At 56.8% G+C, this 19,703-nt stretch carries 20 protein-coding genes and 1 tRNA gene; 9 read left to right on the forward strand and 12 right to left on the reverse strand.

Annotation, left to right across the window (positions count from 1 at the left end; genetic code table 11):
• Positions 1 to 2: 2 nt before the first annotated feature.
• The 5 genes from ihfA (at position 3) to ACVWZ5_RS08615 (ending at position 4,161) form a co-directional block, all read left to right on the forward strand.
• A complete protein-coding gene (gene ihfA, locus ACVWZ5_RS08595) occupies positions 3 to 305 on the forward strand; it encodes an integration host factor subunit alpha (RefSeq protein ID WP_009394049.1) in 303 nt (100 codons plus the stop codon).
• The gene (locus tag ACVWZ5_RS08600) at positions 286 to 642 is read left to right on the forward strand and encodes a MerR family transcriptional regulator (protein ID WP_011533210.1); all 357 of its coding nucleotides are present in this window, start codon (positions 286 to 288) and stop codon (positions 640 to 642) included. Before ihfA ends, ACVWZ5_RS08600 begins: the two co-directional genes overlap by 20 nt.
• Positions 643 to 744: 102 nt before the next feature.
• Positions 745 to 821: transfer RNA gene (locus tag ACVWZ5_RS08605), tRNA-Pro, on the forward strand.
• Positions 822 to 1,375: 554 nt separating this feature from the next.
• Positions 1,376 to 2,875, forward strand: coding sequence for an McrB family protein (locus tag ACVWZ5_RS08610; protein WP_457340547.1), 1,500 nt, complete (start codon positions 1,376 to 1,378; stop codon positions 2,873 to 2,875).
• A gap of 20 nt (positions 2,876 to 2,895) precedes the next feature.
• Positions 2,896 to 4,161 carry an McrC family protein gene (locus ACVWZ5_RS08615; RefSeq protein WP_457340548.1) on the forward strand — a complete coding sequence of 422 codons (1,266 nt, stop codon included), beginning with the start codon at positions 2,896 to 2,898 and terminating at the stop codon, positions 4,159 to 4,161.
• A 3-nt stretch (positions 4,162 to 4,164) separates the two neighbouring features.
• Here the strand turns inward: ACVWZ5_RS08615 and ACVWZ5_RS08620 are convergent, their stop codons facing one another.
• Together ACVWZ5_RS08620 and ACVWZ5_RS08625 are read right to left on the reverse strand one after the other, a co-directional pair.
• A complete protein-coding gene (locus ACVWZ5_RS08620) occupies positions 4,165 to 4,779 on the reverse strand; it encodes a very short patch repair endonuclease (RefSeq protein ID WP_457340549.1) in 615 nt (204 codons plus the stop codon).
• A complete protein-coding gene (locus tag ACVWZ5_RS08625; protein WP_457340550.1) occupies positions 4,721 to 7,141 on the reverse strand; it encodes a DNA cytosine methyltransferase in 2,421 nt (806 codons plus the stop codon). The genes ACVWZ5_RS08620 and ACVWZ5_RS08625 overlap by 59 nt, the downstream gene beginning before the upstream one ends.
• 590 nt (positions 7,142 to 7,731) lie before the next feature.
• On the opposite strand from ACVWZ5_RS08625, the gene ACVWZ5_RS08630 reads away from it, so the two are divergent.
• From ACVWZ5_RS08630 to ACVWZ5_RS08640, 3 genes are all read left to right on the forward strand, one after another.
• Positions 7,732 to 7,968 (forward strand): hypothetical protein, encoded by a 237-nt coding sequence (locus ACVWZ5_RS08630; protein ID WP_069017822.1) that lies wholly within the window; start codon positions 7,732 to 7,734, stop codon positions 7,966 to 7,968.
• Between the two features lie 76 nt (positions 7,969 to 8,044).
• Entirely contained in the window at positions 8,045 to 8,353 is a 309-nt protein-coding gene (locus ACVWZ5_RS08635) for a DUF3077 domain-containing protein (protein ID WP_457340551.1), read from the forward strand.
• Positions 8,354 to 8,501: 148 nt separating this feature from the next.
• Positions 8,502 to 8,966 (forward strand): DUF6998 domain-containing protein, encoded by a 465-nt coding sequence (locus ACVWZ5_RS08640; RefSeq protein ID WP_046856063.1) that lies wholly within the window; start codon positions 8,502 to 8,504, stop codon positions 8,964 to 8,966.
• 125 nt (positions 8,967 to 9,091) lie between these two features.
• On the opposite strand, the gene ACVWZ5_RS08645 is transcribed toward ACVWZ5_RS08640, so the two are convergent.
• Positions 9,092 to 9,481, reverse strand: coding sequence for a hypothetical protein (locus ACVWZ5_RS08645; RefSeq protein WP_301143550.1), 390 nt, complete (start codon positions 9,479 to 9,481; stop codon positions 9,092 to 9,094).
• On the reverse strand, positions 9,478 to 10,041 hold the full coding sequence (locus ACVWZ5_RS08650; RefSeq protein WP_028692035.1) for a hypothetical protein: 564 nt from the start codon (positions 10,039 to 10,041) through the stop codon (positions 9,478 to 9,480). The genes ACVWZ5_RS08645 and ACVWZ5_RS08650 overlap by 4 nt, the downstream gene beginning before the upstream one ends.
• Positions 10,042 to 10,322: 281 nt before the next feature.
• Here ACVWZ5_RS08650 and ACVWZ5_RS08655 point away from each other — a divergent pair, with 281 nt between their 5' ends.
• On the forward strand, positions 10,323 to 10,532 hold the full coding sequence (locus tag ACVWZ5_RS08655) for an AbrB/MazE/SpoVT family DNA-binding domain-containing protein (RefSeq protein WP_028692034.1): 210 nt from the start codon (positions 10,323 to 10,325) through the stop codon (positions 10,530 to 10,532).
• 99 nt (positions 10,533 to 10,631) lie between these two features.
• Here the strand turns inward: ACVWZ5_RS08655 and ACVWZ5_RS08660 are convergent, their stop codons facing one another.
• The 8 genes from ACVWZ5_RS08660 to xylB form a co-directional block, all read right to left on the reverse strand.
• Complete coding sequence (locus ACVWZ5_RS08660; protein ID WP_457340552.1) at positions 10,632 to 12,455, reverse strand: hypothetical protein; 1,824 nt, start codon at positions 12,453 to 12,455, stop codon at positions 10,632 to 10,634.
• A 71-nt stretch (positions 12,456 to 12,526) separates the two neighbouring features.
• A complete protein-coding gene (locus tag ACVWZ5_RS08665) occupies positions 12,527 to 12,949 on the reverse strand; it encodes a hypothetical protein (protein ID WP_457340553.1) in 423 nt (140 codons plus the stop codon).
• A gap of 471 nt (positions 12,950 to 13,420) precedes the next feature.
• Positions 13,421 to 14,029 (reverse strand): His-Xaa-Ser repeat protein HxsA, encoded by a 609-nt coding sequence (hxsA, locus tag ACVWZ5_RS08670; protein ID WP_036986456.1) that lies wholly within the window; start codon positions 14,027 to 14,029, stop codon positions 13,421 to 13,423.
• Entirely contained in the window at positions 14,026 to 15,255 is a 1,230-nt protein-coding gene (gene hxsC / locus ACVWZ5_RS08675) for a His-Xaa-Ser system radical SAM maturase HxsC (RefSeq protein WP_457340554.1), read from the reverse strand. The genes hxsA and hxsC overlap by 4 nt, the downstream gene beginning before the upstream one ends.
• Before the next feature lie 5 nt (positions 15,256 to 15,260).
• On the reverse strand, positions 15,261 to 16,748 hold the full coding sequence (hxsB, locus tag ACVWZ5_RS08680) for a His-Xaa-Ser system radical SAM maturase HxsB (RefSeq protein ID WP_457340555.1): 1,488 nt from the start codon (positions 16,746 to 16,748) through the stop codon (positions 15,261 to 15,263).
• Entirely contained in the window at positions 16,745 to 17,044 is a 300-nt protein-coding gene (hxsD, locus tag ACVWZ5_RS08685) for a His-Xaa-Ser system protein HxsD (RefSeq protein WP_186600690.1), read from the reverse strand. Before hxsD ends, hxsB begins: the two co-directional genes overlap by 4 nt.
• Positions 17,045 to 17,220: 176 nt before the next feature.
• Positions 17,221 to 18,165, reverse strand: coding sequence for a carbohydrate kinase family protein (locus tag ACVWZ5_RS08690; protein ID WP_457340556.1), 945 nt, complete (start codon positions 18,163 to 18,165; stop codon positions 17,221 to 17,223).
• A 41-nt stretch (positions 18,166 to 18,206) separates the two neighbouring features.
• Complete coding sequence (gene xylB / locus ACVWZ5_RS08695; RefSeq protein WP_457340557.1) at positions 18,207 to 19,697, reverse strand: xylulokinase; 1,491 nt, start codon at positions 19,695 to 19,697, stop codon at positions 18,207 to 18,209.
• Positions 19,698 to 19,703: the final 6 nt, after the last annotated feature.

Consider the following 19,703-nt stretch of genomic DNA (forward strand, 5'->3'; position numbering starts at 1 on the left):
GCATGGGTGCTCTGACGAAAGCTGAGATGGCCGAAAGGCTGTACGAGGAGCTGGGGCTTAACAAGCGTGAGGCCAAGGAGCTGGTCGAGCTGTTTTTCGAAGAAATTCGGCACGCGCTTGAAGACAACGAGCAGGTCAAGCTGTCCGGTTTCGGCAACTTCGACCTTCGCGACAAACGCCAGCGGCCGGGCCGCAACCCTAAAACAGGGGAAGAGATCCCGATCACCGCGCGCCGCGTCGTCACCTTTCGTCCAGGGCAGAAGCTGAAAGCCCGGGTAGAGGCCTATGCTGGAACCAAGCCATAACGACGAGCTGCCCCCCATCCCGGGCAAACGCTACTTCACCATCGGTGAAGTCAGCGAGCTCTGTGCGGTAAAACCGCACGTGCTGCGCTACTGGGAGCAGGAATTTCCGCAGCTCAACCCGGTGAAGCGCCGTGGCAACCGGCGGTATTATCAGCGCCAGGACGTGCTGATGATCCGCCAGATCCGCGCTTTGCTGTATGACCAGGGCTTTACCATTGGCGGGGCGCGGTTACGGCTCTCCAGTGATGAGGTCAAGGATGAGTCCAGCCAGTACAAACAGCTGATTCGGCAGATGATTGCGGAGTTGGAGGATGTGTTGGTGGTGCTCAAGAAGTGACCAAAGCCGATGGGTGGAAAGTTTTTTGAAAAAAAGCTTCCATTAATCAAAAGGTTAGGGTACATTTCTTCTCGTTCTCGGCAACATTGAGAACCGCCTTGTCGGGGCGTAGCGCAGCCCGGTAGCGCACTTGCATGGGGTGCAAGGGGTCGAGTGTTCGAATCACTCCGTCCCGACCATTATTTGAAAAAACTAAACCACCTTCGGGTGGTTTAGCCGTTTATGGCGGTTTTATTTTGGTTTCGCCATTTTCATTGGGGTTATGGTTGCTTGGAATAGAGGTTTTTATTGTGTGCGCAAGGTGGCTTAATCGGTCGTTGCTAGTGTGAGGTGAAATGGTAGAAATGTCGTTCAGCAGTAATCGTGAACGCAATAACTGCGATGAGTCAAAAGAAACTCGCAGAAATCATGATAGTTTTTCTCAAAAACTAAATTATAGTAAACAAGGCCGCGCTTTTCCTAGTTAGTGCACCGTTACCTCTCTACATAGCAGTGCTTGGCTCATATGCAAGCTCTTAGCGTAGCTCACATGAAACCGTAAAATGTTCCCGATTTTATAGGCTTTTCCTGCATCCTCATCAATGGGGATTTTGTGCGTCGGCCGATTTAACGCTATGCTGCTAGCGAGCGAATATTGGTAAAATCGGCACTCTTCTGGCTGATCGATGCCAAGGAGATAGTCTGTCTCGGCAAGGGATGAACTGAGCAGCAGAATGGATTGAGGAGAGTAAAATTGACCGCGGCAACGATGAAGATTCTGTACGGTCCTCCTGGGACTGGTAAGACATGGCGTGCAGCTCGCGAGGCTGTTAAGGCTGTGGAGCCTAAGCTTTATGCTGAGGCTCTTGAGGAAGTGGATCCTGACTCGAAGTTACGTTCGCTTCATGACAGCTTGGTTGCTGACGGTCGAATTCTCTGGGTGACCTTCCACCCAAGCTACTCTTACGAAGATTTTGTGGAGGGATACCGACCCGTAGTCGATGATACAGGTCAGTTGGCTTATCGAGTCGTTGATGGGCCTTTCAAGTCTCTCTGTTTGCGAGCCAGGTTCGAAACTGATTTACAGATTGGAGAGCAGCTTAGTGATGGTATGGGGCGTCCAGCAGGGATTGTGGTGGACAAGGACGCCGGCGGCTGGGTAGTTCGTGTTACTCCTAATCGATCTGATGAAGTCGCTTCCACTATTGATAAGTACGTTCCTAGATATGTGATTGATCGTGTCCTTGCCATGGGTTATCCGCCTCAAATTTTCTCCATCCCGGGGAAGAGTCTTCTTAATCTGGCCGAGTATGGTATAGATCCGAATGATTCCGATGTGCCAGAGCCTCAGCGTGATCAAAATGAGACCGAAACTACCCGTGTGGGGGCGGTTGTTCGGAAAATAATTGCCGCACGAAGCCGCATGTTTTCGAGTTCTGATCTAAGTAATGCTTCTCATTATGGATCGGTTGTAAGGAGGCTTCGCGAATTGTTGGCAACAGAGTCAACAGCTGGAAGTCCAGTTGTGCTTGTGATTGATGAAATCAACCGGGCAGAACCTTCCCGGGTTTTCGGTGAGTTGTTGACGCTGATTGAGACTGACAAGCGTGAGGGGATGCTAGAAGAGAAGAAGGTCTGGTTACCTTACTCGAAGTCCCTTTTCTCGGTTCCTGCCAATGTATCGATAGTCGGTACAATGAATACTGTGGATCGATCGCTGACAGCGTTGGACTTTGCTATGCGGCGTCGATTTGAGTTTGCCCTTATACCCGCAGAGCCCGACTTATTACCAGATAATTACGATGGTGTTGATGTTTGTGCTTTACTAAATAGAATCAATAATCGGGTAACTATTTTGCTTGGTGGTGGCTACGAATTTGGTCATGCTTTTTTAATGGAGGCGCGACTCGATGCTATCCGTTCGACAATGTCATGGGCTGAGAGCCCTGATGGCCACCTCCGAGCTTTGGCTCACGTTTTCAAAGCGAACATCCTGCCGACTCTGGCGGAATATTTTCATGATGACTTGAGTCGCGTGCGGGCTATAGCAGGTGAAACTAGAGTCGGAAGCGAGAACATTACTCTGTTTGAGGCACCTCCGCGAGACCCACAATTTTTTGCTCGCTTACCCGATGAGTATGAGTTTTCAGAGGCTCAATCATTGACCTATGCTCGTTGGTGGGATCCTGTCGGCAGTGACTGGGATTCGGAGCGATTTCGGCAGTTTGTGGTTGCCCTAACAGCAGGTGAATAGTTCGCGGACAGGATGCGCTCTTGCCTAATATTACTACTTGGGAAGGTATGCCTATCCCGTTTCCAGCAGGCGTCGACCATCGCCAAATGGCCGACCGGTTGATGCGTATTACGGCCGATGCTCCGTTCACAGCATTTCGCTGGAAAAGAGGTGTGCTGCATGCCGGTGAAGCTGTTGGGAGTGTCCAAGTTGGGCAGCTGCGGATCAATATTTTGCCAAAGCTTGACAGTGACGAAGTGCATCGCGATAAGATATTTTTGCTGAACCTGATGCGCTCTGCTGGTTATATAAGTAATCTCCATCCGCGGAATGCTGATGTGCGGGCAGCCGCTCTTGATCCGCTGGAAATCATGATCTCCGAAGTTGCTATTGAAATGGCTTCGGCATTGAGGGAGGGGATTCCCAGGCGATATGAAGAAAGATGCGAAGACGTTCATCGATTGCGTGGACGTATCGACTTCACGCGGCTTTCTACTCGTCCGCTTGGAAAGGCTATGGTGCCTGTACGCCATTCTCCGCTTGGAGTGGATAACCGACTTGCTCAGGCCGTCAAGAGTATTGCCCTGCACTTGCACCCAATAGCAAGAAATGGTGTGAATCGGCAGCGGCTAGGTGAGATTTTGGATAACCTCTCGCAGGTAAAGAGCATACCTTTAAAATCTAGCTATTTGGATACTATTGTCCTTTCTAGATACGAGGCGCGCTGGTCGAAAACGCTTGCTATAGGTAGGCTGTTACATGTGGGGCAATCTCCAGATCCTACTTTTGGGGGCAGTAATGAGGCATTCTCACTGCTATTTCCCTTAGCGCATCTATATGAAAGGGCTCTGCGGAAGATTCTCGCTTTAATTGTGAGTGGGACTGGCATTAATTTGAGTCGCCGCAGTGAACAGTTTTTTCTCCTGTCTGACTGCAATGATGGGCGTGGGATTGTCCGTCTTAAACCTGACTATGTATTTGAGAGGGGAGGGAGGCATATTGCAGTTGCAGATGCAAAGTGGAAACGAGTACAGGAGTCAGCTGCTGGGCATGGTGTCACAAGAGAGGATCTTTATCAGATCTATGCCTATCTTTCACGATATAAAGTGAAAAATGCTTTGATCCTAGTGCCCTGGGCGCCTTGGATGTCACCAGGTTGGACGAAAGCTTACCAAGATCCAGAAAGTGTTGCTCGGGTTCACCTCGTAGGTGTTGATATAGAGAGCTTAATCAGTCGTAGTGCTAACGTCCGAGAGATTGGTTATGCCGCGATTTTTCACGTGCTTGAAAGGATATTTTCTGATTAGGAATTACTTGCGGGGTGTTCTTCGGCGTATCTCTTGAGAGCTTTCTTCGCTCCCTGTAAGGCTTTCAATAGTCCACAGTTCCAGGCTTCCATCTGAATTGGCAGGCTCTACATGGGTAACCATACATCTATTTTTGAATGGGTTAACTGGCTTCTTGTAGGCAGTAATAATCTCTGTCGCCACCCGGTCTGGTTCGGCTTCAATTTCATGCTCCCAGAAACGCATGACACGCCAGCCAGTGGACATCAAGTGAAGGGTCTGAGAGCGGTCCCTATTGGTATTCGTAGCCAGCTTTTCTGACCAAAATGCCCTTTTAGAGCGGGGCATTGCGTAGTGCTGTGGGCATCCATGCCAAAAACAGCCATCGACAAAGACTGCGAGTTTACAGGACGTGAAGACGATGTCTGGTCGTGTGCCCTCCACCCTAAGGTGAACTCGGTACCTGAGTCCATTTCTCCATAAGGCTTTGCGTAGCCGAATTTCAGGAGTCGTGTCACGACTCCTGATTTTGGCCATGTTTTTACTGCGAAGCAGGCTCCGCTCTAGTTCGCTTAGCAGCTCAGTAGATGGCAAGCTGTTCGGGTTGTGAATCTTGCGAATGGGCAGTCTCAATGTCATTTAGATGTGCATGAGCCGATGCAAGAACTTGGGCAACGCGTTCGGCAAATTGTAAGCTCAGCAAAGGTGGAACAGCATTACCTACAACTCTAAACCCATCGACGAGACCGACACTTCCAAACCGGTAGTCATCAGGAAATGATTGGACCCGAGCAGCTTCCCGAACGGATAGCGTGCGGGGGCGAAACGGGTGAACGAATGCGTATGTGTCTTTAGCCATATGGCTAACTATGGTCTTCGATGGTTGTGCTGGGTCCATGCGTGAGAGCCAGTCGCCATGAGAACCTTCACGCTTGCGTAGATAGGTTGCTGTTAAAAGATGATGCTGAAGCTCTCCCGGATGCGGCGGGATTTTCTCTAGAAGCAAGCGAAGACTGAGAGATCCGTCAACGATTTCGGAAAGGCTTTTAACCTCTTCTTCTGAAATTCCTAGTCGAGAACTGAGATCGGGCGAGGTCTCCAAGGCGTCCCGAATTGAGATCAGGGCAGAGGAAATTTTTTGAAGGGTGGGTGTATCATCACAGCGATAGTCCATCCACCGTTTTCCGGGTCCCATAAGTGCGAAAAACGCAGCGTCATCCGGTCTTGGAGGGCGAGCAATATGTGCGTCGACTGATTTCCCACGAAACGCCCAATTTCTGAAAACATCACTGGCCTGGTTGCCGTCAGGGGAGATTATCGTCTGAAAATCTTCATATTTTGCCAGAGTGGACTGCTGTGACTCCTGATTACTGAATTCGGGCTCGGGTAGTCCTTCAAGGGCAACCTGCAAAGGGACCGGTTCGCGACGCTGCAATGATAGGCACCAAGAGGCTGCCTCGGCCCCTGGGAGTTTCTGATTCAGGTCTTTTCGCACTCCGGCCATGACGAAGCGCTCACGCGCCTGAGGTACTGCATGCTGGGAGGCCACAACGATTCGCCGAGACACGGCGTAGCCAAGCCCTCGGGTAGATACCGATTCGATCGCTTCCGCTAAAATATCCGCCGCATCAAATTCGATGCCTTCAGACTTCACAACTGCCTGAAAGTGGCGCACGTTTTCAAACAGAAAAGCTTGAGGAGCAAGCGCAGCTACGAAAAGAACGTACTGATGCATCAGCTGGTTGCGGCTATCGACGGAGTCTTCATCTTCGTGTACGTGGACGCTTTGTTCGCGCAGGCTGCGTATTTTGCCTCGCCCAATACGGCTGAAACCCTGGCAGGGGGGGCCACCTAGTAACACTGCTACCTGTCTTCCATCTTCGTAGATGGAGCGTAGCTGGGAGCGAACAAGTGGATCTTCAAAGAAGGATGTTCTCACAGCCTCACGAGTTGCACGCCAATCAATCCACAGAGAGCGGATGCTTCGCATAGAGGCAGTATCAAGAAACTCCAGAAACCGATTGATCCGCTCGGCAGCGGAAGCTAGCTGGCCGCGTCCAGCGCCTGTAGCTCTCGTCGAGAGCTTTTCGATTTCATTGTCCCAGAGCTTGCGCATCCGTGTGCGGCATCCCCGGATGAGCTTTTCGTCTAAAAGGTGGTTGTTCGAAATCTTTGCAGTGCTGGGAATTTCGCCATCGTGATGCCAAATTAGAGGACCAAGCTTAGGATATGAAGTGCCGCTGTTCGGCAATTTGGTTGCATTATGAAAGCCCGAAACTGAGGTCTGCCCCAGAACGGCAGAGCCTAGTTTTCTGATCGTTGCAACATACTCAGGCGCGATCCTCCGGGAAGCCAGCTCATCCAGAAAATTCTGGTCGATTTCTCTAAGGTGTTTTCTGAGGCCAGGTATGCCTCCCTTGGCAAGCTCAGATAGCTCGTTCGTGAGTGTTGTATCGCCGGTCGTACGGGCGAGATGGTCCAAGTAGTAGCCTTGAATCTCGGCTTCACTCATGAAGTCTGTGATATCACTTTGCCGTGCGATAGGCAAAGCCCCAGACGGGGAAGGGTGGTTGTCATTGAACACCCGGACCATAGGAGCTTCGATGTCCAGTGCCATGGCGACCCGGTAGATACGCCCATCCTTGAGTCGTTCAAAACCTAGCGACATGCCGCCACAGCCACAAAAAAGATCCACCACGTTCAACGGCCGTTTGGGGGCAATTTCTAGTGAGCTCATTTCAATCATCTGATCGGGAAGCTCATTGGCCGTTTGGGTGGCGGTCTTGTCAGCTGGATCTCGTTGCTGTGGCTGAGCTTGATTAGATACTGATCCGTCAAGCCAGAGCCGGTACTTTGCTAGCGAGTCACTGCGGACGTATTCGCCAGAAAGGTGCCGCTCAAGCGCAGATGTGCCGATTCCTATGGAGGCGGCAGCCTCTTGGAGGCTCAACCCCCGGGTCTCAATGCATTGGCGAATCTGTACAAGGATAGGATCGATCATTGGGCTCAAACTGATAAATGAAAATGAGGCCGGCGTGCCAGCTTTCTCAGCATAGGGGGCCATTGGCTGTGACGGAGGCAATAGACAGAGGTGGCTCGCCTGTGGTGGGCGAATCATACAGGAGCGGCGAGGGATGTGTACGCTACAGGGGCCCGATGGTGCTGTCAAAATTGAGACATTGAGTTAGGCGACGGTTGTCGCTTGCGGGACCCCAACTGCCAGGGGGCTTAAACTGCCTGAACACAAAAAATTGACGCTCCCAAACTCGAGAATCCCCTTGAATTGTATCGAGGAATCGGACTTTCCCTCTTCTCTGTAGTCCCTTTCCGAAACATACTCCTACCGCCTTACAGCCTGTTGCCGCTCGCCCACCAGCCGTCTAGTCTCGCCAAGTCGCTACCAATCCAGCGATCGGCTTTGACAGGCCGCAGGTAGAACGAAGTCTCGTAGCAAGCCGTTATGGCGGCTGTACGTGGGGCACCTCGTGTGCGCCGGGTTTTCTTCGTCTCCTCGGCCTGTCAACCCACGTACAGCTGCCACCCTCTGTTTGACAGCAGGGTGTGGTGGCTCCACCGAGACGGAGAAACAACATGCTAAAGATCGTCCCCGATCCACCCCAACACGACAAATACACCACCCACACCCTCGAGGACCTCTTGGTCCAGATCTCCGAATACCTCGTCTGCGCCCTGACCGTCAGTCAGCAGACCGTCCTGCTCCACGCCAAACCCCCAGGGCAGGTCCTGACCCTCGCTGCCATGCACGAAATCGACAGCGCCCGCACCCTGGTGGAAGTGGCGCTGAGTCGCGTGCAATCCCGGCACTGACCTGGCGAGCCTTGGCTCGCACTTGATGTTCACCGATCAGGCCCCGCGTCGTTCGCGGGGCCGCAGGAGGAATGGCATGGATAAGGAATTGCAAATCCCGCGCATCAAGAAACTCGCCACCACCGGCGTCGGGCATTTCGGCGAAGGCGCGCAGGTGGGGGTGCAAGCCCCGCTGTTCCGCGTGGTGGCGGGGCATCCGCTGGACCATGCGGTGGAGCAGGCGACCGTGCTGATGTGTGCGGTGCACAAGATCAGTGATCTGGCGATGGTGGAGACTGATCATCTGCCTACGCTGCTGACGGCGGTGCATTACCTAAGTGGCATGGCCAAGGCGTTGGCCCAGGATGTGAATCATGGGCTGACGGTTCGTTTGCCGGCCGAATAGCGATTGAGTAAATCGCCCAGGCAATATTGCCTGGGCGCTTTCCCATTCTGACGTTGTGAGGGAATATTCAGCTGCACTAGTCCAGCGCTACCGAGCAACGTTGTGCGCTGTACCGCCGACGACACCGTATTCAGCTATAGGCCCGCCCATGGATGCGACCATTGAACCGAAGATCAAAAACGCACTGCACGATCTATTCGCCGCTGTTGGGCAACTGCAGGCTGCCTATCCTGGCAAGCCTTTTACCCTGGACGGCAGGTTGGTCGGCGATATCGGCGAGGTGGTGGCGAGTCTTGCGTACAGGCTGACGCTCAATGACGGGCTCACCAAGCATCACGATGCGGTGTGTGATGCGGGGCGTAATGTGCAAATCAAGACCACCTTCGGCACCACCCTGACATTCCCCGTGCATCACGTGCCTGACTATTACCTCGGTATTCGCATGAACCGGGACGGCACGTTTGAAGAGGTCTACAACGGTCCGGGCTACTTGATCCAGCAGCAACTGGCTGGGCGTAGGCCTACGCGTACGGGGTTGCATGGGAATCTGATGGCCATGCTCAGGCGACTAAATGGCACGGTGGCTGAGCAGGATCGGATACCGCGGCGTTGAGCGGGGTTGGTTTGGTAGGGTAGGCCCCTAGGTCGCTACGAAGCAGGCCATGTGGTGGATGGCACCGGCTGCGCCGGTGTTCGCGGGCAAGCCCGCTCCCACAGGATTTGTGTTTCGCCTTGTCGCTATGGCGCCAGGTTCACGCCGTTACAGCGCCCCTTGGTGGAGAAATCGTTGATCTGCCGCGCCTTGTTCACCGACATCAGGATCGTGCAGCCGCCAGGATGGGCCACGTCGTCCCAGTAGTTGGTATGGACCATCACGTTGCCTTGCATCTCGGCGGTGCTGCCGACCACCTCCTTTTGCACGTAGGTGGTATCGCGGTACCAGCCCAACTGCACCCCAGCGCCGTTGGGTAGCGGCTCCATGCGCATGGGCGGGCCGAAGAAGTCGATGGCCTGCTTGGCGTCGCGCCCTTGCCATTGGTTGCCCGCCATCAGCTCCGGCAGGGTCGGGATGCAGCCGGCCAGCGTCGGCAGCAACAGGCTAAGGACCAGCAGAGGACGCGTGCTCATCGTGGGGTGTTCGCCAGCATGTCGTCCAGCTCCTGCACCGCCTGGCTGTTGGCCTGGACGCCAATCAACTGGATGAACATGGCCTGGATGGTGGCGACCATCTTCGCCGCCGGCATCTTGCCGATCGACAGCATCTGGTTGCGCGCGCGGTTGTCGGGGGCGCAGACGAAGGCGAAGGTGCGCTGCAGCCAGTAGTCCTTTGGTGCGGCCCAGTCTTTGGCGTTGGTTTTCACATCGCGCACGGCGCCGTCGAAGCGACGTATCGCCCGGGCGCTGTCCAGGCGGATCTGGCGCTGTTTGCATTTGACCTGCACCTCGTAGGCGGCGAGGGTCGGGAAGGCCGGGTCTTCGAACAGCTGCATGACCTGGGCCGATTGCACGCCGCCGGGCTTTTGCAGGATGCCGGCGGCATCGGCGACGTAGACCTCGTTGTGCAGGCGTTCGCCTTTGCCGTAGATGATCCAGTAGTCGCCTGAGGCAGGGGCGGCCAGGGCTGGGGTGCTGCAGGTGAGGGCCAGGATGGCCAGCCATTGGCAGAGGGGTGGAAGTTTGTGACCCATGGAGTCCTTTCCTGGTTTTTGTAATCCAGAGGGGACTATACGAGTGCTGGGTGAGTAGGGTCGATTAGGGCGGTTGTGCTAATGGCTAAAGGCCTGCGGCGTTCAGGTGCGGTTTAGAGCGAGCGCCTGGGCCGATCGATCGGCAATGGGCATGTAGTCCCGTTCTGAAACATGTAACGGTGGGCTTGTGCCTCATTTCCCTCAAGTCATTCTGCTGTACATTCCCTTGGTCAGACCGCACATGCGGCAGTTGTCGCATAGTTCGGATGAAGGAGCAAAACATGTCCAAATCAAGGGTGAACGTGGAACTTCTGGCCATCGAATGCGAAGCGCAGGAGGCCGAAAAAGCCATTCTTGAGCTTGTGCACACGGACATTACCGAGAACCCGGAACGTCTCCAGCCCATCCCTGCATCGTTGCTGAGTCGCATGGCTGATCTTCGGGCACGGGCACAAGCGAATCGCAAGTGCACCGTGCTGTTCGAAGGTTGAGAGCGTGATCGTCAGCAGACAACTTCTGCACACTCACGCCCCCGGCCCTGATTGTGCCATCCCCCGTTCCGCTTATACCAAAGGCTACGTTGGCCGCCCTCAGATTGCCCGCTCCAGCAGTTGGGCTTCGGCGATCTGTCCGTTCTCATAGCGCAGCAGTACCTGACGCTCCCCTTGATCGAACAGCGACTGCTGCAGTTGCTGGGTGTCCCGCGGGCCTTGGGCCAAGACGCTGCTCAGGCCGTCCAGTTGCGCCGTGAAGCTTTGTTTCAGCGAGGCGTCGAGGCTGAACATGCGTGAACTGGTCAGTTCCATCTGCGAGTTGTAGATGCTGCGGCTCTGGTTATCGATTTCCTCCAGTTGGCCGAGACTTTCGAGAGCCTTGGCCGCCTGGGTGCGATAGCGTTGCAGTGGCTCGGCCAGGTAGCGCAAGGCACAACTGACCACCTGCAGCTGTGCGGTTTGCAGGTAACCGCTGACCCAACCCTCCATCTTCGTCAGGCTGCCCAGCAATGCCTGGCGGGTGCTGTCCACGCCGAACAATCTGTCAGCCTGCACATCTTGGGCGTGCTTCAGTTCTTCGTTCATCTTGCGATCGAAGTATTTGGCCAGGGAGGTGATCTGGCTATGTTGATTCTCAAGTGTCTGGCGGGCAATGCTGTCGATGCCTTCTTGCGGATAGTGATCGAGCACGCCTTGGGTGTACTCGAACATCCCGGTCAGCTCTTCCCACTGTTTTTCGTCCAGATCGTGCTGCACGGCATCCAGTTGACGCTTGATGGCGTCCAGCTTCTCGTTGATGTCGTGCAAGTGCTTCTGGCCCACCGCCGAGGACACCGCGTTCCACACCACGCCACTGAGCAGCACGTTCTGCAGGTCTTCAGGCAGTGACAGGCTGGCCTGTTCACTGATCTTGCCGCCGGTACGCACGAAGGCCCGGACGCTGCCGTCGCCGTTGGCGTTCTTGGTCAGTGTCTCGAACGGCAGGCTGCACACCACGTAGTTGCCGCTAGCCAGCTCGCCCATGGCGGCCAGGCCGGGCACATTGGCCAGCAGCGGGTTGAGCGCACTGATCTGGTCGGTTGGCAGTGAGCGATGGGTACCTGCGGGCGGGCGTTGCACGACGTTGAGCTTGAGCAATGTGCCGCCCTGGCCGTCCTGGACCACCAGATCGGCCGTGGTCTGGGAAGCGGTGGCCACTGGCTGGGTGTCGGGGCGTGTGGCCGGGGGCGTGGCGGGTGCTTCCCGGCGCAGGCGGATCCAGCCCATCTGGGCAACGAAGGGCACGGTCACGCGGTAGGCTTCAGCCACGCTGCTGTGCAGGCCCACGCCGGCTGTGAAGGCAGCGCCGAAGGGGTTCAGGCGCAATCCGGTGGTCGCGGCCATGGTGAACAGTGCCGCGCTGCGCGAGGCGGAGAGGCCGATCATGCTGGCGGCCCCTTTGGGCAGCGCCTCGTCGAGTTTGAATAGCCCGGTCAGCACCTTGGTGCTGGTGGCCCGCTCGAAACGCTCGCTAGCCGGTAGCTCCCGCCAGCCGGCACCGAACAGCGCCAGGGCGATTTGGCGTTCCTTGTCCGCCACGCTGGTTGCGCCGCTGCCGTTGAGCTTCTGGTACACGTCGTTGACGATCTCGGCGTAGGGCACCGCCGATTTCTTCAACAGGCGACGGGCCAGGTTCATGGCCGAATGCCCGCCGAACTGCTGCAGCTCATGGCCCAGCAGGTCAAGTTGCTGCTCGGTATAGCCCGCCGGTCGCGAGCTGTGCTTGGCCTGTACCAGCTGCTTCTTGATGTCTGCATCCAGGCCGGCGCGGCCCCGGGAGAAGTCGGTGATGATGTCCACCAGAATGTCCACTTCTTCGGGCGTGGCGCTGATGAGGCTGGTGAACAAGTCGTCGTCGCAATCGATTCCTGAGGTTGCCATCGTGTGTCCTTACCTTTTGAACGGTGTATCGGGTAAAGGGAGCGGGTGCCCCCGTACAAGGTGGGGTGGGCTCAAGGCACCAGCCAGGTGCTGGTAGGCCTGGCGTCGCGCTGAATGGCGACAGCCTGGCAGTGTTCCAGTATCGGCAGGATGTAGGTGATGACGACGGTGCTTGGACGGCCATCGGGTTGGCGACGAGCGGCGTGGCAGAGCGGGCCGGCGTTTTCTGGCGCTAGATTGGAGCGAATCTCCACTGCGTGTGCTTCCCCGAAATGTCGGTTGCTGGCCAGGTAATCTAGCGTTTGCTGGAAGGCCGCACGGGTCAGGGTGATTGAGCTGTTGTTCGTGCCGGTTACCACCCTTACGTGGTCGTTGTTGACCGCCGCGATTCTGAAACGGGTGTTGCTGGCGTTGGAGGGCGTTCGCAGCTCCGTCCCCTGTAAGCGGCTGATCAGTGCCCAAAGAGTGTTATCGACTTGGGTAATGTGCTGCATGGCGTCCTTCCTTGTTGTTCGCTGGTCGTCTTCCTAGATTAGCGTGGCATGATGTCCGAATGACATCATTCTTTGGACTTACCTGTGTAACGATCCACGGCGGTCCTGCAGCTGCAATTAGGCGTGCAACAGGTGTCCTACCGCGTGTCGCCCGCATCGCGGGGCAAGCCCGCTCCCACGATGATTTCGATGGTGTCGATTGCCCTTCGCGGAACGTGCCTTCGCCTCTTTAATGTTGTAGTCCCTGGACTACTAAAATGAGCGAATTTTGTAGCCTCGGTGACACAAAGCCTCCTGGATGAACCACGGTCTGGAGTTGCTTGACCATGACCTTGACGTCCATGTCCGTTCCAGGCTCGTGGCCAAGCTTTATCGGCGCGTGACAATAACGCGGCGATGATCGAGCAGCTTTGCGTCTGAATTGCTGGGCAAAAGGTAATCCCGCTCGGGGTTGTCAGGTGAGCCTTGCCTTTATGGAATCTTGATCCCCAGTGAATTGAGAGTGGGTGTATCCATCCTGCCATTCACGGTCAGGGCACTATCCATTTGGAAGGCCATTAACGCGCCACGAGTAGCCTTGCCCAAGACCCCATCAATTGTGCCTTGATAGTACTGGCGAACCATAAGTGCAGTCTGTACGCGCTTGACCAAGTTGCTTTTCTGTTCGTTGGTCGCGCGGGTCTTTGACGTACCCGGGCTCGCTCCGGGAGCAGTGCCGGTCGACTGATAAAGGCTATTGCTACCTGAAGTACTGTGCGAAGTACTCGGCGCACTGTAGCTCCGCGTGCTCGTTGCGGGCGGGCTGTAGTAACGAGGCGCGCTATAGCCACCGGACCCGCTGTAATGGGAACTGTGGGAGCTATGGGACCGATGTGAGCTGTGCGAGCGATGTGCCGCATAAATGTTCACTGCGTCTGCGGCATTGAGCGTATCGGCAAAGACTGGAGGCTGCAGCTTGTCGCTTGGTTGCCAGTTCGCATCGGCAAGCGGTGTATGGCCCGCCTGTGCCAATGTGGTACCAGCCATCGGCAACAAGGTGATGCCACTGATCAGGATTTTCCAGCGGTCAAGCAATTTCACTGTGCACTCCTTGCATAGGCGCTAAAGGCCTCGGTCGATAGTTGTCGTACGCCGCGGCTCTGCCAGCGGTCAGTGTGGGATTTGAAGAACCCTGAGCAATGTTTGACGGCAGCGCATTGCTGACAGGTATCGATGAACAGGTTTTTCCAGTCGGAGATGCTCTGGCGGGCGAATCGTGAGAGGTGGGGTGGGATCAAACACAGGGGCAGGTTGTAGATTGAAACCGGCATCCCACGGTTGAAGAGGAAATAGGCGGTTTGGCTCAATGCCTCTTGATAATCCAGCGGGTCAATCCACAACTCCTCGTAGTGCTTTCTGGCCAGACCAGTACTTTCGATACCCATCAACGCAACGTGCCGCACGAAGGGGAGGTTCCTGAACACGTAGTGAGCTAATTCAGGCAAGCGTGGTGTGGTCAGGCGACTGAGTACCACGCGTATCTCAATGATCTGGTTAGCGCGTGCGAGGTTATAGAGTCCTTGCACGGTTTCGCTGAAGGCGCCCGGGGACTGAACTACATGGTCATGGTCGACTGCGTTGTCGGCATACAGCGGGATGCCCCAACTCAACTGTGGGTGGCCTAGGGCCGCGAGGGCTGCGATCCAGCTCGGATCTTTGAACAGCCGTCCATTGCTGAGCACATGTATGGACTTCTGCGGCAAAACGGTTTTGCACTTGGCCAGAATCTCAAGCAGGCCATCACGATAAAGTGTGGGCTCTCCGCCGCTGATCCCCAGGTTTTCCTCGCCTGCATCCATCAGGTCGATCAGTCGAAGGTTTTCCTCGATATGCCAGCGGTCATCGATATCTTTAGGCGGTTGCGAGCACATCAGGCAGAGGCTGTTGCAACGATCCGTCATGAACAGCAGGTTACTGTCTGACCCGCGTCGATAGAGCACTCTTACCAATCCATTGCCAGGGGTAATGGCAATGACATCGCCAGGTTGAACGACATCCGGGTCTTTGGGGGAATGCAGATGTAGCCTGCCGTTGTCGATGGGGCTAGTGAGTGACTCTGGGGTCAGGAAGCCGCCCACTGGCAATGAAACCAGATGTGGATTTCGCTCAAGATCTTTGTTGGGTAGCCAGAGCAGCAAATCATTGAATTGCGCGGCACCGGCGCAAACTGCGACACCTTGCTCAATGAACTCATCCAAGGTGATGACCTTGAGCAGCTTTGGTTCATTCAGGTGTTGAATTTCGAAGTGGGTATCTTTGCGCAGCATCGTCCTCAGCCCCTGTAGCCTGGGAAGCGAACATCGTTGTATGAGCGCCTGTTCAACCAGGACAGCAGTACCCTTTGGACGTTGTCATCTCCATCGCGAAGCAAGGCGAACAAGTGCTTTAACAGCCCCATGTTCTTCTTGCAGAAACTGCTGAACAACCGGTGTCCGATCGGATCACCTTGGCGAGCATAATGCTCGACCGGGTCTGCGCCGCAGTAGGGAACCAATGCGCAATCCGAACAGCCCGGCAATGCCTCCGCGACGCCACTGGCAAGTAGCGCCTCCATAACGGGTGAGGCCAAAAGTTCTGACAAGGGTTGCTGGACTGTGCCCAACCTTAAACCGTCTTCGCCCATCTCCAGCAGCATCCGAGCCTCGTCCGACGGGTAGACGTAACCGTCATAGTTGTAGACCAGCGCCGCTGTACCCGCGCCGGCGGGTGAGCGCAGGTCGACATAGCCGGATGAGAAGGGCGTCAGGATGTTCTTCAGCAGCAAGCTGGTGTAGCTCTCCGACAGGCAGGTTCCTTGCTGGTTGATCTTCAGCAGATAGGCCAGCGCCCTCGTGTAGAAGGTCAGGTACTGCTCAATCGGATAGTCAAGGCGATGTGCACTCTTGGAAGCAAACCCGTAAGGGCTGAGCGGTCTAAGTGAAATGCTGGAAAAACCCTGCTTTACGTATTCGTCGATGATAGCTTCAGGCTGTTCAAGGCTTCGAGAAGTCAACGTTGTCAGTGCGGAGACTGCGTCGTGTCCAAGATGCTCACGGACCCGTTTTATGCCTTCCACGGTGCGCTCGTAAGAGTCTCGTGAAGGCGTTGGGCGGTTGGCATTGTGCAAGGGCGCCGGTCCATCGAGGGACGTCGAGAACTGGATGCGGTGCTGTTTTGCGAAGTCGAGTACTTCGTCTGTCAGGTGGTGCAACGTTGTGGTAATGACGAACTGAATATCTCGTTGCTCGACTAAGTTTCGTGCAGCTACCCATTCGACAATCTGGCGTACACGTTCGAAGGCCAGAAGTGGCTCGCCGCCCTGAAACTCCACTGTCAGGGCGGGAGCGTTCGACTCGAACAAGCGATCAACAGCAGCGAGTGCATCCGCTTCCGATAAGTCATGGCCTGAGCCACCCAGCGGTGCGCGCGAAACTTGGCAGTACTGGCAGGTGTGGTTGCAGCGTAGCGTTACAACGAACAAGTGCAGGGCTGGGCCCTGGAAAAGAAAGTCTTTGCGGCTGCGATATTGCGCCGCCATTTCGGGAAAAGGGTCGTGACGTGTCGGTTCGTAGATGAAATGGCGAGCTAGCAGGTCCTTGTAGAAAGGTGTGCCTGTTTCTATGTCGAAGTAACTGAGGGCCCGCAACTGCGCGTCGTTCACGTGCATGTACTCGCCTGTATCGGAGGTGAGCAAAATGTCACGTTCATTTGCGGTGTTCAGGCGCATGAAGCGAAAGGGTAGCAGACGGTAGCCGTTAGCGTCGGTCGCAATCAGTGTCACCGCGAAACTCCGCATCCAGCAAGCGCTGCTCGAGCCAGCACCTCACGCAACCCAGCTGTCTCACGGTTGATGTGATCACGTAGGGCAAAGTCATTTAAATGCTGGAGGATCAGCGAATGCGCCTGCTCCTGAGGCAGGATGACTTTCGCTTTAGCAGGGAAGGCAGTGAGGCTGATCTGGTCAGCTTCAATGCCGATCTGAATCGCGACTGTTTCAGCCAAGGCATAAGCGGTTCGTTGCACCACGCTTAGGGAATAGGCTGCGCTGTCGAGTTTCAGAATGACTGGCCATGTCATTGGAACCGATCCTTCAAATCCATTGGGAATGTATGGATTTTGCCGGCTAACGAGGCATAGTGCCATCATATTTTTTTACATTTGCATACATTCAGTCAGGATTTTGATGGGCGGTATAGGAAAAATGATGAGAGTGGGAAGCGTTGTATGAAAGCTTCCCAGGCTATGGATGATCCTCAGAATGTCGGTGGTAGTTCATGCTCGAAGGGCAGATCCGGGCCTGTTCGGGAGCAGGTGATCGCTGCGGCATGGATTGCGTAGGCGAGGATCGCATCGATGGTTTCATGGGGGAGCTTCGCCACACCGGCTGGGCTGTCTGCTCCGAGGCGTGCGAGGTAGGCGAGCACTGCAGCTTGGAAGGTGTCACCGGCGCCTACGGTGTCGCAAACCGGCAACGAGGTATCCGCTGGGCGCTGCCATGAACCATGTGCGCAATGCACACTGGCTCCGTCTGCTCCATGAGTAATGAAAACCAACCGGCAGCGTTCGTTGAGCCAGCCCCGCGCCACGTCACGAGTCTCCCGGCCCGGATAGAGCAGGGCGATATCTTCCTTACTGGCCTTGATCACATGCGCATACCCGGCAAACGCTTCCACCTGCCGCCGCCACAGCGCCACATCCGGCTGCGGATTAAGCCGCACATTCGGATCAAGGCTGATCAGCTGCCGGTCCCGCTCGCGCTCCACCAGCGCCATCAGCGTATCGGCCACGGGCTTCACCACCAAGGTGTACGAGCCCACATGCAGCCCCCGCACACGCTCATCCAACTCCGGCAAATGCTCCAGCATCACCTGCCGATCCGCACACCCTTCACCGCGAAACTGATACTGCGCCGAGCCATTGGCATCCAACCCAACCATCGCCAAGGTGGTCGGCGCATCGCTGGTCACCACATAGCGGCAGTCCACCCGTTCCTCTTCCAGCACCCGGCGTAGCCGGGCACCGAGGTAGTCGCTGGACAACCCGCCGAACAACGCCGATTCCACGCCCAGCCGGCGCAGGCCGACGGCCACGTTGAACGGCGATCCGCCGGCAATCGCGGTAAACCCCAGCTCGCTGCTGCGGTTGCTGTTTTCCAGGCTGAAGACATCGAACAGGGCCTCGCCACACACCAGGTACATGCAGTTCTCCAGATACAAAGACAAGGGAAGGATACCCGCACTCAGCGTGCAGGCAGTTGATCCCGGTAGCGTTGATAGGCGACCTCGTACTCGGCCTGCTGTGCCGGACGGGGCAGGGTTCGGGTGCTTTCGTCGAGGGCGACGCAGCGTTTGCACAGGGCTTCGAGGCTGTCGCCCTGGCCTAGTTGGCGACCAAGGCTCCAGGCAGCCTGGATCGCGGCGCCCAGGGCGGCGGCTTCGGTTTGTTGGGGGCACACCACTGGCAGGCCGAGCAGGTCGGCCAGTGTCTGGCGCCACAGCGGGCTCTTCGCCGCGCCGCCGACCAGGCGGATTTCGCTGCCTTGGAGGCCGCTGGTACGTAGCAGGTCGAGGCCGTAGCGCAGGCTGAAGCAGGTGCCTTCGAGCACGGCGCGGCAGAGGTTGGCGCGGGTCAGGTTGGCGCTGGTCATGCCGTGCAGGCTGGCCGTGGCTTCGGGCAACGCGGGCACGCGCTCGCCGTCGAAGAAGGGCAGCATCAGCAGGCCGTCGGCGCCGATCGGGGCTTGGGCGGCGAGGGCGGTGAAACGGTCGAGGTCGAGCTCCAGCAGGTCGCGCACCAGGGCGCAGGCGCTGGTGAGGTTCATGGTGCAGATCAGCGGCAGCCAGCCGCCGCTGGAGGCGCAGAATGTCGCCACCTCGCCCTGGGCGCTGACGTGGGGCTGGTCGGCGTAGGCGGCCAGGGTGCCGGAGGTGCCGAGGCTCAGGGTGATCATGCCGGGGGCGATATTGCCGGTGCCGATGGCGCCGAGCATGTTGTCGCCGCCGCCCGTTGCCACCCAGGTCTGTGGGCTCAGGCCGAGTGCAGTAGCGGCCTGTTCGCGCAGGGTGGCGATGCAATCGCCGGATTCGACCACCTCAGGTAGCGCAGCCAAAAGACGCTCGCCCGGTTCGATGTGCTGAAAGACATCGGGCGCCCAGGTCCGTCGGCGCACATCGTAGTAGCCGGTGCCGGAGGCATCGCCGGGCTCCGTGCAGACGCGACCGGTCAGCCAGTAATTCAGGTAGTCGTGGGGCAGCAGGATATGGGCGAGGCGGTCGAACAGCTCGGGATGTCGACGCTTGGTCCACAGCAATTTGGACACTGTATAGCCCGGCGCGATTACCAGCCCGAGGCGCTCGAGCGAGCCTTGTGCGCCGCCGAGGGCATCCAGCAATGCCTGGTTCTCGGGCGCGCTCTCGGTGTCGCACCAAAGCTTGGCCGGGCGCAGCACCTGGCCTTGGGCGTCGAGCATCACCAGGCCGTGCTGCTGGCCGGACACTGCCAGTGCGCGGATCGCGTGGCCATCCACACCGGCTTCTCGCAAGGCAGCGGACACCGCCGCACGCAAGGCATCCAGCCAGTCGGCGGGGTCCTGCTCGCGCCGGCCGTCACGGCCCTGGGGCGGCGCGTGGGCGGCGCTGCCCAGGCCGAGTACCTGGCCGCTGCCGGCGTCCAGCACCAGGGCCTTGGTGCCCTGGGTGCCGCAGTCGATGCCGAGGAACAATCCGTCCATTTCGAA

The sequence above is a fragment of the Pseudomonas sp. TE6283 genome (assembly GCF_054060555.1).

Bases quoted from the DNA above. Each gene is read 5' to 3' on its own strand.
- ihfA (WP_009394049.1), top strand. From the start codon at position 3: ATGGGTGCTCTGACGAAAGCTGAGATGGCCGAAAGGCTGTACGAGGAG.
- ACVWZ5_RS08600 (WP_011533210.1), top strand. From the start codon at position 286: ATGCTGGAACCAAGCCATAACGACGAGCTGCCCCCCATCCCGGGCAAA.
- ACVWZ5_RS08620 (WP_457340549.1), bottom strand. From the start codon at position 4,779: ATGACATTGAGACTGCCCATTCGCAAGATTCACAACCCGAACAGCTTG.
- ACVWZ5_RS08625 (WP_457340550.1), bottom strand. From the start codon at position 7,141: ATGATCGATCCTATCCTTGTACAGATTCGCCAATGCATTGAGACCCGG.
- ACVWZ5_RS08630 (WP_069017822.1), top strand. From the start codon at position 7,732: ATGCTAAAGATCGTCCCCGATCCACCCCAACACGACAAATACACCACC.
- ACVWZ5_RS08635 (WP_457340551.1), top strand. From the start codon at position 8,045: ATGGATAAGGAATTGCAAATCCCGCGCATCAAGAAACTCGCCACCACC.
- ACVWZ5_RS08640 (WP_046856063.1), top strand. From the start codon at position 8,502: ATGGATGCGACCATTGAACCGAAGATCAAAAACGCACTGCACGATCTA.
- ACVWZ5_RS08645 (WP_301143550.1), bottom strand. From the start codon at position 9,481: ATGAGCACGCGTCCTCTGCTGGTCCTTAGCCTGTTGCTGCCGACGCTG.
- ACVWZ5_RS08650 (WP_028692035.1), bottom strand. From the start codon at position 10,041: ATGGGTCACAAACTTCCACCCCTCTGCCAATGGCTGGCCATCCTGGCC.
- ACVWZ5_RS08655 (WP_028692034.1), top strand. From the start codon at position 10,323: ATGTCCAAATCAAGGGTGAACGTGGAACTTCTGGCCATCGAATGCGAA.
- ACVWZ5_RS08660 (WP_457340552.1), bottom strand. From the start codon at position 12,455: ATGGCAACCTCAGGAATCGATTGCGACGACGACTTGTTCACCAGCCTC.
- ACVWZ5_RS08665 (WP_457340553.1), bottom strand. From the start codon at position 12,949: ATGCAGCACATTACCCAAGTCGATAACACTCTTTGGGCACTGATCAGC.
- hxsC (WP_457340554.1), bottom strand. From the start codon at position 15,255: ATGCTGCGCAAAGATACCCACTTCGAAATTCAACACCTGAATGAACCA.
- hxsD (WP_186600690.1), bottom strand. From the start codon at position 17,044: ATGACATGGCCAGTCATTCTGAAACTCGACAGCGCAGCCTATTCCCTA.
- ACVWZ5_RS08690 (WP_457340556.1), bottom strand. From the start codon at position 18,165: ATGTACCTGGTGTGTGGCGAGGCCCTGTTCGATGTCTTCAGCCTGGAA.
- xylB (WP_457340557.1), bottom strand. From the start codon at position 19,697: ATGGACGGATTGTTCCTCGGCATCGACTGCGGCACCCAGGGCACCAAG.